We start from the raw sequence: 13642 nt of genomic DNA on the forward strand, positions 1-13642 counted from the left end.
AATGCGTCAGCATTTTAAATTAGGGTGGCACCACGGGAATACAACTCTCGTCCCTTGTAAACAAGTTTTACAAGAGGCGGGAGTTTTTTGTGTGGTCCGCCTTTTCTTATAAATACAGATGGAGGAGGAGCATTCCATGAATGTGCAAATTCCGAGAGGAACACAGGATATTTTGCCTGAACAATCCGCTATATGGCAATATATCGAACAAGTTTCAAGAGATTTATGCAAGAGATATCAATACAACGAAATCCGCACCCCTATTTTTGAGCACACAGAGGTGTTTCAGCGCGGTGTCGGAGAAACGACAGATATTGTCCAAAAAGAAATGTATACTTTCCAAGACCGAGGCGACCGAAGCATCACGTTACGCCCGGAAGGAACGGCTGCTGTTGTCCGCTCCTTTGTGGAAAATAAAATGTTCGGCTGGCCTACACAGCCTGTCAAGCTATACTATTACGGTCCGATGTTCCGCTATGAACGTCCGCAGGCAGGCCGCTTCCGCCAATTTGTCCAGTTTGGCGCCGAGGCATTAGGAAGTGCAGATCCATCAATCGATGCTGAGATTATCAGTTTGGCAATGAATATGTATAAAGGTATGGGGTTGAATGAATTAAAGCTTGTCATTAATTCATTGGGCGACCAAGAAAGCCGCACTAAACACCGTGAGGCACTTGTTCAGCATTTCGAGCCTCGCATCGGAGAGTTTTGCCATGATTGCCAAAATCGCCTCCATAAAAATCCATTGCGGATTCTTGATTGCAAAAAGGACCATGACCATGAATTGATGAAAAATGCCCCTTCGATTTTAGAATATTTGAATGACGAATCAAAAGCTTATTTTGAGAAGGTACTACAACATTTGGATTCAATGGACATTGCTTATACCGTGGATTCAACATTAGTCCGCGGGCTGGATTATTACAATCATACAGCATTTGAAATTATGAGCGATGCTAAAGGGTTCGGAGCGATTACTACGCTTTGCGGCGGCGGACGCTACAATGGCCTTGTTGAAGAATTTGGAGGGCCGGAAACACCGGGAATCGGATTTGCGATGAGCATTGAGAGGTTGATAGCAGCGCTTGATGCCGAAGGAATTAATCTTCCGATCGAGTCAAAAACGGATGTGTATGTTGTGGCAATGGGTGATGCAGCCAAAGATTATAGCGTAAAGCTGGTAAACGATTTGCGCCTTCAAGGCTTTTCTGCTGATCGGGACTACAACAATCGCAAGGTGAAAGCTCAGTTTAAAGCAGCTGATCGCGCGAATGCACGATATGTTGCAGTCTTGGGCGATGATGAGCTGTTGAATAAAACCATTACGCTAAAGGATATGGATTCCGGCGAGCAGCAGGAAGTGGCATTGGACAGCTTGATTTCAACATTAAAGAAACAGCAACAATAAGGGAGGAAACAGGGATGTTTGGCAGAACGTATTTTTGTGGAGAAGTGTCAGAAAAAGCAATAGGTGAAAAGGTAACGCTGAAAGGCTGGGTACAAAAGCGCCGCGACCTTGGAGGATTGATTTTCATCGATTTGCGCGACCGTTCAGGATTGGTACAGGTTGTTTTTAATCCGGATGTTTCAAAAGAAGCGTTGGAGCAGGCAGAAAAAATCCGCAATGAATTTGTGCTAAGTGTGGAAGGCACTGTTGTTCCCCGTGAGGAAGGAACAGTCAACTCTAACCTGAAAACAGGTAAAATTGAAATCAAGGCTGAGAACGTTACAATTATCAATGAAGCAAAAACGCCTCCATTCACAATCGATGACAAAAGTGAAGTGTCTGAAGAGGTTCGTCTGAAATACCGTTATTTGGATCTTCGCCGTCCAGCAATGTTTGAAACATTGAATATGCGCCACCGTATCACAAAATCAGTACGCGACTATTTGGACAGCGAGGGCTTTCTTGATATTGAAACGCCTATCCTTACTGGCAGCACTCCGGAAGGCGCACGCGATTATTTAGTCCCTAGCCGCGTGCATGAAGGTGAATTCTACGCCCTTCCCCAAAGCCCGCAATTATTCAAACAGCTATTGATGGTTTCCGGCTTTGAACGTTACTATCAAATTGCCCGCTGTTTCCGTGATGAGGATTTGCGTGCCGACCGCCAGCCGGAATTTACTCAAATCGATATTGAGACTAGCTTCTTAAGCCAGGATGATATTATGGAAATGACAGAGCGGATGATGTCGAAAGTCATGAGAGAAGTGAAAGGCGTTGAGATGTCATTGCCGCTGCCGCGCATGAAATACCAAGAGGCGATGAGCCGCTTTGGCTCTGATAAGCCGGATACCCGTTTTGGCCTGGAATTGGTCGATGTGTCCGAAATCGTTAAAGACTCAAGCTTTAAAGTATTTGCCGGCGCAGTAGAAAACGGCGGCCAGGTAAAAGCAATCAATGTAAAAGGTGCAGCAGCCAACTATTCACGAAAAGACATTGATGCCCTAGGCGAATTCGCTTCTATTTACGGAGCTAAAGGTTTGGCTTGGATGAAGGTGGAAAGCGACGGCCTAAAGGGACCTATCGCCAAATTCTTTGCCGGTGAAGACGCAGAGCAAATCATTGCTGCTTTAGAAGCAAATGAGGGAGATCTGTTATTATTTGTTGCCGATAAAAAGAGCATTGTAGCAGATGCCCTTGGCGCTCTCCGCTCCAAACTCGGAAAAGAACTTGATTTGATCGATCACAGCAAGTTTAATTTCTTGTGGGTGACTGATTGGCCGCTACTTGAATACGATGATGAAGAAGGCCGCTATTACGCTGCCCATCACCCATTCACGATGCCTTTCCGTGAAGATTTGGACAAGCTTGAAACAGAACCGCAGCACGTAAGAGCCCAGGCATATGACCTAGTTCTAAATGGCTATGAATTAGGTGGCGGTTCATTGCGTATATTCGAAAGAGACATCCAGGAAAAAATGTTTGCTGTCCTTGGCTTCAGCCCTGAAGAAGCGAAAGCCCAATTCGGATTCCTGATGGATGCTTTTGAATACGGAACACCTCCACACGGCGGAATTGCACTAGGACTTGACCGCTTGGTTATGCTTTTAGCAGGAAGAAGTAATTTGCGCGATACAATCGCATTCCCTAAAACAGCAAGTGCGAGCTGCTTGCTGACAAATGCGCCAAGCCCAGTAAGCGGAGCGCAATTGGATGAGTTGAAGCTTTCTTTAAAAGGAGAAAAAAAGGAATAATTTCCTATATGGCTTTTCTTGAAAAAGGAAGAAATCCTATGATATGATACATTCAACAAGTAAGAGTCCTGATGTGTTCGTTGCTTACACCTATAAGTTTTGACCGAACACTTACTTATAGTTACGGGAGCCCCAAGTTTCACTGTTGCGTAAATGCCTCGTCATGTGGACTTACAGAAACAGCGAACCGAGCACCCACCTGCGGAGAGCGGGTTCAAAACGAAGGCGATAAACGGCATGATCGGGACTACTTACTACTAAATCGACTGGACAATTGAACAGACTGTTCAATTACGGACGGAGCACCTTTTCCATACAATGGAGGTGCTCCGTTTTTATTTGTTCTGTACCGGGTTTAGTATATAATGGAGAATACATATGGTTATTAGAACGTATATTCCCGGAGCGGACAGATACATCCGGAAAAGTTACGAATAATGGAGTTGAAAGATATGTTACATCAATTTTCTAGAAATGAATTGGCAATCGGCAAGGAAGGTTTGGATGCGCTAAAAAACAGTACAGTAGCTGTGCTCGGCGTAGGAGGAGTAGGTTCTTATGCAGCAGAAGCGCTTGCACGCTCTGGCGTGGGCCGCCTTTTGTTGGTGGATAAAGATGATGTGGATATCACCAATGTTAACCGCCAATTGCATGCTTTGCTGTCGACAGTCGGGCAGTTCAAGGCCGACTTGATGAAGGAACGGATAGCCGATATTAATCCAGATTGCGAGGTTATTTCCCTGAAGATGTTTTATACAGAAGAAACGTACGAAACATTTTTCAGTTATGGTCTTGATTACGTGATTGATGCGTCTGATACGATTTCTTATAAAATCCATTTGATGAAGGAATGTTTGAAACGCAATATCCCAATTATCTCGAGTATGGGAGCGGCTAATAAAATGGACCCTACCCGATTCCAAATAACGGATATTTCGAAGACTCACACAGATCCATTGGCGAAGGTGATCCGGACACGGCTTCGGAAAGAGGGAATCAAAAAAGGAATCACCGTTGTCTTTTCTGATGAAAGCCCTATTGTCATCCGTGAAGACGTGCGCAAGGAAGTCGGCAACGATGAGGCTGAAATCAGAAAAGCGAAAATGCCTCCTTCCTCAAATGCCTTCGTTCCTTCTGTTGCAGGGTTGATTGCAGCCAGTTGGGTAGTGAGGGAAATAGTGAGCGATGTAAACATTACGCGAATGAGCGATGAGAAAAAGGAACAATAATGAAAGTTTAGAAGGAGGTTTGATATTATGTACCAGGAACCGTTATCGCACCGGATGAGACCAGCAAGGATTGAAGAGGTAGTCGGACAACAGCATATTATCGGGCCCGATTCTGCACTGCATAAAATGATAAAGAATGGCCATGTCCCTTCCATGCTCTTTTATGGAGAACCCGGGACGGGAAAAACATCGCTTGCTTATGCCATAGCAGGCAGTACGAAGAAGGATTTTTACGCCTTGAATGCTGTGACGGCAGGAAAGAAAGATGTGGAGCAAGTCATTGAAGAGGCAAGAATGACAAGGAATGCGATCCTTTTCCTGGATGAAATCCACCGATTCAATAAAAGCCAGCAGGATTCATTGCTTAAGGCTCTGGAAGAAGGCGTATTTGTCCTCATCGGAGCAACTACTGAAAATCCTTTTCATAGCGTAAATGGCGCCATCCGTTCACGCTGCGGGCAAATCAAGCAATTGAAGCCCTTGACTGAGGCGGATATATCAGTCTTAATCCGCAGAGCTCTCGAGGACGGCGATAAAGGATTAGGAAAAACCTCTATTGAGTTTCCTGATGAATTGATCGATTTGATTTCGCAGACAACTAGTGACGGGCGGACTGCCTTGAACCTGCTGGAAGATATCGTAATGGCTTCTGATCGAAATGAGCAGGGCACAGTCATAGTCGAGGAAAAAACAGTTAAGCAAAGCATTGAAAATAAAGGATTCACCCATGATAAAAAGGGGGATATCTACTATTCCCTTCTTTCGAGTTTCCAGAAAAGCATTAGGGGAAGCGATACTGACGCAGCATTGCATTATTTGGCGCGCTTGCTTGAGGGCGGTGACCTTCCGGCAATATGCCGGAGATTATTGGTAATCGGTTATGAAGATATCGGGCTCGCCAATCCGGAAGTAAGCGCAAGGGTGCTGACAGCCATCCAGACTGTTGAACGGCTTGGGCTTCCGGAGGCGCGAATTCCTTTGGCGAGCATCACTATCGAGCTCTGTTTATCCGCTAAATCAAATTCTGCTTATAAAGCACTTGATGCTGCAATCGCCGATGTGCGAAAAGGCCGGGGCTTATCCATACCTGACCATTTGCGGGATGCCCATTACCAGGGAGCTAAAGATCTTGGCCATGGCATTGGTTACAAATATCCGCATGACTATCCGAACGGATGGGTAAAACAGCAGTACTTGCCGGACGAACTGAAGGAGCGTAAATATTATGAACCGAAAAATGCTGGTGAAGAAAAGAAATTATCGCTTATCCACCAGCGTCTTGAAGATTTGCGTAATCAATCCTAGCCTTATTGCACGTTAATCAGTATTTGTGTTAAAATTGGGAAAATACCATAAAATAACTATTTTACAAGTAGGCGACATCATTGCTCTTTTTGCTGCAATCGTGCGCCTTTTTTGTGTGAAGAGATGTTTTACGGTATTTGGCAGATTCATATACTCCTAGATTTCTACAGATAGATACGGAAAAAAGAATTGGGAGAGTGAAAGTATGAAGCAAGTTTCGAAAAAGCTCGTCAGTTTTGCCTTAATGCTAGCCCTTATGATCGGATTGATGGCAAGTCCGGCCGCTGCAGCAGACAGCGCGGCGAAAACAATCAACTATGTTTCTTTAGGAGATTCTTTGGCAGCAGGAATGAATTCCGACAATAAAGTGGATGACAATGGCTTTTCTGATTTGACAGCCAAATACCTGAAGGACAAGAACCTTTTGGGAACATATTCAAAGGCATTTGCAGTGCCTGGCTATACGACAGAAAAGGTTTTAAACGATTTAAACAATAATAAAAGCGATCCAAAAACAAATGCCAACATCCAGGATGAAGTGAAGAAAGCCCAATTAATCACTTTATCCGCCGGTGCGAATGATTTGTTGGCTTTAGGAAAAATGAATGAGTCAACAGGGATGCTGGAATATGATTCATCTAAGCTTGTCCCTCTTATGTCAACCATAACAGCGAACTATACGGCCATCCTGAAAAAGATCAAGGAATTGAATCCGTCTGCTTCGGTTTATGTCATGGGGTATTATTTTCCCTACCCATACATGAGTGATCAGCAAAAACCTGAGATCATTAAGCTCGAAAAAGGGCTGAATGAGTTGATCAAAGGCCTGGCAACTTTAAATGGCGCCCATTTTGTTGACGTCTATAGCAAATTCGGAGATGATACAAAACCTTATCTTCCAAACCCAAAGAGCATCCATCCGAATGCAGCCGGCTATAAACTGATGAGCGAAGCATTGTTGGAGCAGTTATCCAAGCAATTGGAACCTGCGCCGACACCTGATCCGGAGCCAACACCGGCCAAGCCTGTCGATATCCAAACAAGCTGGGCGGCAAAAGAACTGCAATATATGGCTGACCATATGTTGATGGCTGTTGACGAAAACGGAAAAATGTATCCTGATAAGCCGATTACTAGAGCGGAAGTGGCTGCGGTCGTTTTCAAGTCAATGATGACGGATAAAAAAGTCCCGGCCAATCCCGGATTCAGCGATGTTCCAGAATCGCATCCTGCCTACATGGCTATTGCCAAGCTGACGGAAATGGGCGTATTTGCCAAAGCGCCTGCCTTCAATCCGGATGCTGCTCTGCAAAGGATCCAATTAGCGAAGGTTATAAGCTCTGCCTATCAGTTGAAGGCAAGCGGGAAATTAGCAGTATTTAAAGACGTACCTAAAACGTATTGGGGCTATAACAGTGTACAAGCAGTAGCTACGAACGGGTTAATGCTCGGCTCTGCAGGAAAATTTGATTTATACAGTAAAACGACAAGAGCTCAGTTTGCAGCCGTTGCATACAGAGCGATGCAAAAACAAGGAATGGTTCAATAGAGTCATTTTGGAATGAAAAAGCCCTTTCTGCCTGCTTCTTGCAGCTGGAGAGGGTTTTTCTATTAAATAAATGCAATACCACATTTTATTTGAAGTCGAAAGGGTTTGAACTATGCTAGAATGCTGTATAATGAAAGAATATATGCATAGGCAGTATATGTATGCTATAATTTCAAAAGTTAATTTTCCATTGGACAAGTATTCGGATGGATTTTTTTTATAGAAAGGCAAACCCTCATTCGGAACAAGATTACTATCTTCAGTGGCAGTGTATCTATTTTTGCTCACTTCAATAATCTGTGATGGAATCGTCCGAAAAGGATTTTGAAAATAGAGGTGTACGATATGAAAATTTCTACAAAAGGGCGTTATGGGTTAACCATTATGATCGAATTGGCAAAAAAGCATGGCGAGGGCCCGACATCATTGAAGCTAATCGCTCAAAACAACGATTTATCAGAGCATTATTTGGAGCAATTAATCGCTCCGCTTCGGAATGCCGGTTTAGTTAAAAGCATTAGAGGCGCTTATGGCGGATACGTGTTGGCAAAGGAACCGAACCAAATCACGTCTGGCGATGTCATTCGCGTATTGGAAGGCCCTATTTCAATCGTAGAAGGATTAGAGAATGAAGAGCCTGCAAAAAGGGAGCTATGGCAGCGTATCAGCGATGCTGTAAAGGATGTCCTGGATAAAACATCATTGGAAGATTTGGCGAATTATAATGATGATAATGCTCCAGGATCTTATATGTTTTATATTTAATTCATCCATCCTAGAACAGGTATAAGAGTGAACGTAATGGAACGAGGAGGAAAGGTAGTGGAAAGAATTTATCTTGACCATGCTGCCACTACTCCCGTACATCAAGATGTTGTACGAGAAGTGATGACAGTGATGGAACAAACATTTGGAAATCCATCAAGCATCCACTCTTTTGGCAGGGATGCGCGAAAAATAGTCAACGACGCCCGGAAAACACTGGCTCATTCAATCGGTGCCAAAGAAAATGAAATTATTTTTACAAGCGGCGGCACAGAAGCAGATAATCAGGCGATTGTCGGCGTTGCGAAAGCAAGGGCTGGGCAAGGGAAGCATGTCATCACTTCTGTCATAGAACATCATGCTGTTTTGCATACGTTTGACTATCTAAAACAACAAGGCTTTGACGTGACATATTTATCAGTGGACCGCGAAGGGCGCATCTCTTTGGATGAGCTGAAAAAAGCTTTGCGTGAAGACACAATTTTAGTGTCGATTATGTATGGGAATAATGAAGTAGGGACGATACAGGATATAAAACAAATAAGTGAAATAGTCGATGGAACGAATGCTTATTTCCATACTGATGCGGTTCAGGCGTACGGTGTCGAACCAATATCTGTGGATAGCATGAAGATTGATTTGTTATCTACTTCTTCACATAAAATAAATGGACCTAAGGGCGTCGGCTTTTTGTACTGCAGGGAAGGTATAGCGCTTCAGCCTGTTCTTTACGGTGGAGAGCAGGAAAAGAAACGGCGCGCAGGCACAGAAAATGTCCCTGCCATTGCTGGATTTGCTAAGGCTGCAAGTATTGTCCAGGAAAAAATGGGCGAAAAGCAGAAAGAACTGGCGAATCTAAAAGAAACATTCTGTCGCGTATTGCTGGAACGAGGAATTGATTTTGAACGGAATGGAGCAACAGAGCATTCTCTGCCCCATATATGCAATCTTTCCTTTCCGGGTGCACATGTAGAAGCATTGTTGGCAAACCTTGATTTGGCAGGCATTGCAGCATCAAGCGGCTCTGCTTGTACCGCCGGATCAATCAATCCTTCCCATGTGCTCGTTGCTATGTTCGGGAAAGAGGATGATAAAATCACAAATTCTATCCGATTCAGCTTCGGGATGAATAATACGGAAGAGCAAATAGTAAAAGCCGCCGCTGTAACTGCGGATATTATAAAACGTTTGACTAAATAAGAATTTTAAATGGGGTGAAGGCATGACAAAATCACCAAAAGACACCCGTGTTGTGGTTGGTATGTCAGGAGGAGTGGATTCCTCCGTAGCTGCTTTGCTTCTGAAGCAGCAAGGATATGATGTAGTTGGCATCTTCATGAAGAACTGGGATGATACAGATGAAAATGGAGTCTGCACAGCTACGGAAGATTATGAAGATGTAATGAAAGTTTGCGAACAAATTGGCATTCCCTATTATGGGGTTAATTTCGAAAAGCAATATTGGGACAAAGTATTCACCTACTTCCTTGATGAATACCGTTCAGGGAGAACCCCTAATCCGGATGTCATGTGCAACAAGGAAATTAAGTTCAAAGCGTTCCTTGAGCATGCGATGAATCTTGGGGCAGATTACTTGGCTACTGGCCATTATGCACAGGTAGAATACCGGGACGGCGAATATAAAATGCTTCGCGGCATTGACGATAACAAGGACCAAACGTATTTCTTGAACCAATTGACGCAAAAACAATTGGAGAAAGTCATGTTTCCTCTAGGGCATTTGCCTAAGACAAAAGTAAGGGAAATCGCAGCTGAAGCAGGGCTTGCTACAGCAAAAAAGAAAGACTCAACAGGTATATGCTTCATCGGGGAACGTAATTTCAAAGAATTCCTTGGAAGTTATTTGCCGGCACAGCCTGGCAATATGGAAACGATGGAAGGCGACATAAAAGGAAAGCATGACGGTTTGATGTACCACACAATCGGCCAACGCCATGGACTGGGTATCGGTGGAAGCGGTGAGCCGTGGTTTGCTGTGGGGAAAGACCTCAAACGGAATGTGCTGTATGTTGAACAAGGTTTCCACCATGACTCCTTGTATTCTACTTCATTAGAAGCAGACCACATCAGCTGGGTTTCTGATCGTGAAAAGCCTTCTGAGTTCAAATGCACGGCTAAATTCCGCTACCGCCAAACGGATAGCGGTGTAACAGTCAGAATCTTGGAAGGACAGCGTGCAGAGGTCATTTTTGATGAACCTGTACGTGCGATCACTCCGGGTCAGGCGGTTGTCTTCTACGATGGGGAAGAATGCCTTGGCGGAGGCACAATCGATAAAGTGTTTAAAAATGGCGAGCAATTGACGTATGTAGGCTAATGGCATCTTTTACAAATCCTCAGCTCCTTTGCGGGCTGAGGATTTTTTGAGCAAAGGATCCTGCGGCATGCATTTTAAATGTCCGGTATGTATATGGTATACTTTTGGAATAGAAAATGGAGCGTGAACAATATGACTAAGAATGAATATGGAATCCAATGCATGCAGGAAGGAAAATGGGAGGAAGCGGTAAAAGCGTTTTCTGAAGCGATTGAAGAAAACCCGAATGATGCTGTTTCTTATATCAATTTCGGCAATGTCCTGACAGCTGTCGGAGAACGGGAAAAAGCCGTTAATTTTTTCAAAAAAGCACTGACTATAGACGCTAATGCAGGTGCTGCCTATTACGCACTTGGCAATCTATATTATGAAAGCGAACAATATAGGGAAGCGAAGGACTTTCTTGAAAAGGCAATCCGGGCTGGGCTGGAAAACAGTGATGGATACTTTATGCTTGGAATGACCCTGCTGCAATTGGACCAGCCTAGGCTGGCCCTTCCTTACCTGCAACGAAGCATTGAACTGAACCCTGATGACAGCGATGCACGTTTCCAATATGCCCTGTGCATGGCAGGGGAAGAAATGGTTGAAGAAGCGATCGACCAATTCAATAAAGTAGTGGAGCAGGATCCAAAACATGCAGATGCTTATTATAATTTAGGAGTAGCCTATGCCGGTTACAAAGAAGATGCCGAAAAAGCATTAGACTATTTCACAAAAGCATTAGAGATACAAAAGGACCATGTTTTGGCAGCGAATGGAAAAAATGTAATGGAACAATATTTAAACCAGTAAACGGCCAGAGGAGGGGATAACGGTGCAGCAGAACGAACTGGAATTATTCGATGAACCGAAAAAGTTGTTTATGAAAGGAAGGCATCTTGTCACTATCTTCCATAATGAGCAAAATCTATATTCTGTTGTCCGGATCCGAGTTGATGAAACGAATGCCCCATATGATGAAAAAGAAGCAGTGATCGTAGGGTATTTTCCTCAGATCCACGAACATGAGACGTATATATTCTACGGGAAGCTAAAAGATCATCCGAAATTCGGCATGCAGTTTGCTGTTGACCAATTCCAAAAGGACCTGCCCCAGACAAAGGAAGGCATAGTCAGTTATTTGTCGAGCAGCCTTTTTCATGGCATCGGGAAAAAAACAGCTGAAAGTATAGTGGAAACGATCGGTGAAAACGCCATTTCAAAGATATTAGCGACGCCCTCTCTTCTTGATTCAGTCCCAAAGCTCTCTCCCGAAAAAGCGAAATCAATCTATGATACGCTTGTTGAACATCAGGGCCTAGAACAAGTAATGATTGCGTTGAATCAATATGGTTTCGGCCCACAGCTGTCCATGAGAATCTATCAAATGTATAAGCAGGATACGTTAAGCATTATCCAAAGCAATCCGTATAAGCTGGTGGAGGATATCGATGGAATTGGATTTGGGCGTGCGGATGAACTTGGTTTTCAACTGGGGATCAGCGGCAGCCATAGTGACAGGATCAAAGCGGGCTGCTTATATACGATTGAGACCCAATGCCAGCAGGAAGGGCATGTATTTGTAGAGGCTGAGGAGCTTCTGCAGAAAGTGCAAGAACTGCTGGAAGGAAATAAAAGGGATGTAATCGATTTTCAATCCATCTCAAGCGAGTTAATTGAACTGGCTGAGGAAAAGAAGGTCATCATTGAAGAGAAGCGTATCTATTCGCCATCCCTTTATTTCTCCGAAAGAGGGATAGCAACCAATATAAAACGGATTCTTGAACAGACTGAATATGAAGAAGCATTTCCAAAGTCGGAATTCCTTTTGGCTTTGGGAGAATTGGAGGAAAGGCTTGAAGTCGAGTATGCATCAGCCCAAAAAGAAGCGATTGAAACAGCGCTGATGTCTCCAATGATGCTTTTGACCGGCGGCCCGGGTACAGGGAAAACGACGGTCATAAAAGGGATTGTTGAACTATACAGCGAGCTTCATGGCGTAAGCATGGACCCTCATGCTTACAAGGATAATGATCCTTTTCCCTTTGTTCTTGCTGCTCCTACAGGCCGCGCCGCCAAACGGATGACTGAATCGACCGGTTTGCCGGCTGTCACCATCCATCGTTTGCTCGGCTGGAATGGGAGTGAAGGCTTTAGCTATGATGAAGAAAATCCGATTGAGGGCAGGATTGTCATTATTGATGAAGTCTCAATGGTTGATACGTGGCTTGCGCATCAGCTTTTGAAGGCTTTGCCGAAGCATGTGCAGGTCATATTTGTTGGTGATGAAGATCAGCTTCCATCGGTGGGGCCAGGGCAAGTTTTGAAGGACCTTCTAGAATCAGGGTGCATTCCGACTATAAGGTTGGAGAGTATTTACCGACAAGCAGACGGTTCTTCTATCATAGAATTGGCGCATGAAATTAAAAAAGGGCGACTTCCGGCCAATATCACCACCCAACAAAAGGACCGTTCCTTTTTCTCCTGCCGTACAAGCCAGATCATGGATGTCGTTGAACAAGTTGTCAGAAATGCCAAAAATAAAGGATATAAAGCAAAGGACCTTCAAGTGCTGGCACCTATGTATAGAGGGCCAGCCGGCATTGATGCCCTAAATAAACTTATTCAGGATATATATAATCCAAATGAAGATGGTACACGCAGGGAGATGCCGTTTGGAGATGTTGTTTACCGTGTCGGGGATAAGGTCCTTCAATTGGTCAATCAGCCCGAGAGCAATGTTTTTAATGGCGATATGGGTGAAATCATATCTATTTCTTTTGCAAAGGAGAATACAGAAAAACAAGATCTTGTCTACGTTTCCTTTGATGGAATTGAAGTCACCTACACCAAGCAGGATCTTACACAAATTACCCATGCATATTGTTGTTCGATCCATAAATCGCAGGGCAGTGAGTTTCCTATTGTCATCCTGCCGGTTGTAAAAAGCTACTACCGCATGCTGAGAAGAAAATTAATTTATACGGCGATTACAAGAAGTAAACAATTCTTGATTCTTTGCGGTGAAGAAGAAGCCCTCAGGACCGGAGTTGAGCGTACTCAGGACCATGATCGCAATACAACTCTCCAACAGAATCTGCGCTCTATCATTTTGATGGAAGCAGAGAGGCAGGATGAGGAAGAAAACAATGAATTGCCGGTTGCCGGTGTGGATATTTATAGTGATATGATGAGTATCAATCCGATGATCGGAATGGGTAGCCTGACTCCATTCGATTTCATGGATCAAGAAAAAATATCTTAATGTATACGGAA

Annotated in this window: 10 protein-coding genes, 1 other RNA gene and 1 other annotated feature (1 of these 12 cut by a window edge); all 11 genes read left to right on the forward strand. The window is 44.0% G+C overall.

The window, feature by feature from the left end; all coding sequences use genetic code 11:
* Positions 1–58 (forward strand) — a binding site (T-box leader); it begins 180 nt to the left of the window's first position.
* Between the two features lie 78 nt (positions 59–136).
* Positions 137–1408, forward strand: coding sequence for a histidine--tRNA ligase (hisS, locus tag ABC357_RS03670; protein ID WP_412886199.1), 1272 nt, complete (start codon positions 137–139; stop codon positions 1406–1408).
* A gap of 14 nt (positions 1409–1422) precedes the next feature.
* Complete coding sequence (gene aspS, locus ABC357_RS03675; protein ID WP_412886200.1) at positions 1423–3198, forward strand: aspartate--tRNA ligase; 1776 nt, start codon at positions 1423–1425, stop codon at positions 3196–3198.
* Positions 3199–3260: 62 nt separating this feature from the next.
* A non-coding RNA gene (gene ssrS / locus ABC357_RS03680) (6S RNA) lies at positions 3261–3450 on the forward strand.
* Positions 3451–3650: 200 nt separating this feature from the next.
* Positions 3651–4427, forward strand: a complete 777-nt coding sequence (locus ABC357_RS03685) for a tRNA threonylcarbamoyladenosine dehydratase (protein ID WP_412886201.1) — start codon at positions 3651–3653, stop codon at positions 4425–4427.
* 27 nt (positions 4428–4454) lie between these two features.
* Positions 4455–5732 (forward strand): replication-associated recombination protein A, encoded by a 1278-nt coding sequence (locus ABC357_RS03690; protein WP_412886202.1) that lies wholly within the window; start codon positions 4455–4457, stop codon positions 5730–5732.
* Between the two features lie 205 nt (positions 5733–5937).
* Positions 5938–7281 (forward strand): GDSL-type esterase/lipase family protein, encoded by a 1344-nt coding sequence (locus tag ABC357_RS03695; RefSeq protein WP_412886203.1) that lies wholly within the window; start codon positions 5938–5940, stop codon positions 7279–7281.
* 345 nt (positions 7282–7626) lie between these two features.
* Positions 7627–8046, forward strand: coding sequence for a cysteine metabolism transcriptional regulator CymR (cymR, locus tag ABC357_RS03700; RefSeq protein WP_412886204.1), 420 nt, complete (start codon positions 7627–7629; stop codon positions 8044–8046).
* A 57-nt stretch (positions 8047–8103) separates the two neighbouring features.
* A complete protein-coding gene (locus ABC357_RS03705) occupies positions 8104–9246 on the forward strand; it encodes a cysteine desulfurase family protein (protein ID WP_412886205.1) in 1143 nt (380 codons plus the stop codon).
* A gap of 22 nt (positions 9247–9268) precedes the next feature.
* Positions 9269–10384 carry a tRNA 2-thiouridine(34) synthase MnmA gene (gene mnmA / locus ABC357_RS03710; RefSeq protein WP_412886206.1) on the forward strand — a complete coding sequence of 372 codons (1116 nt, stop codon included), beginning with the start codon at positions 9269–9271 and terminating at the stop codon, positions 10382–10384.
* Between the two features lie 132 nt (positions 10385–10516).
* A complete protein-coding gene (locus ABC357_RS03715; protein WP_412886207.1) occupies positions 10517–11179 on the forward strand; it encodes a tetratricopeptide repeat protein in 663 nt (220 codons plus the stop codon).
* A 70-nt stretch (positions 11180–11249) separates the two neighbouring features.
* A complete protein-coding gene (gene recD2 / locus ABC357_RS03720; protein WP_412888564.1) occupies positions 11250–13631 on the forward strand; it encodes an SF1B family DNA helicase RecD2 in 2382 nt (793 codons plus the stop codon).
* The last annotated feature ends 11 nt before the right edge of the window (positions 13632–13642 follow it).

Source organism: Bacillus kalamii (assembly GCF_047238185.1).
Classification (GTDB): Bacteria; Bacillota; Bacilli; order Bacillales; family DSM-1321; genus Bacillus_AD.

Bases quoted from the DNA above. Each gene is read 5' to 3' on its own strand.
- ABC357_RS03715 (WP_412886207.1), top strand. From the start codon at position 10,517: ATGACTAAGAATGAATATGGAATCCAATGCATGCAGGAAGGAAAATGG.
- aspS (WP_412886200.1), top strand. From the start codon at position 1,423: ATGTTTGGCAGAACGTATTTTTGTGGAGAAGTGTCAGAAAAAGCAATA.
- cymR (WP_412886204.1), top strand. From the start codon at position 7,627: ATGAAAATTTCTACAAAAGGGCGTTATGGGTTAACCATTATGATCGAA.
- ABC357_RS03685 (WP_412886201.1), top strand. From the start codon at position 3,651: ATGTTACATCAATTTTCTAGAAATGAATTGGCAATCGGCAAGGAAGGT.
- recD2 (WP_412888564.1), top strand. From the start codon at position 11,250: ATGAAAGGAAGGCATCTTGTCACTATCTTCCATAATGAGCAAAATCTA.
- hisS (WP_412886199.1), top strand. From the start codon at position 137: ATGAATGTGCAAATTCCGAGAGGAACACAGGATATTTTGCCTGAACAA.
- ABC357_RS03690 (WP_412886202.1), top strand. From the start codon at position 4,455: ATGTACCAGGAACCGTTATCGCACCGGATGAGACCAGCAAGGATTGAA.
- ABC357_RS03695 (WP_412886203.1), top strand. From the start codon at position 5,938: ATGAAGCAAGTTTCGAAAAAGCTCGTCAGTTTTGCCTTAATGCTAGCC.
- mnmA (WP_412886206.1), top strand. From the start codon at position 9,269: ATGACAAAATCACCAAAAGACACCCGTGTTGTGGTTGGTATGTCAGGA.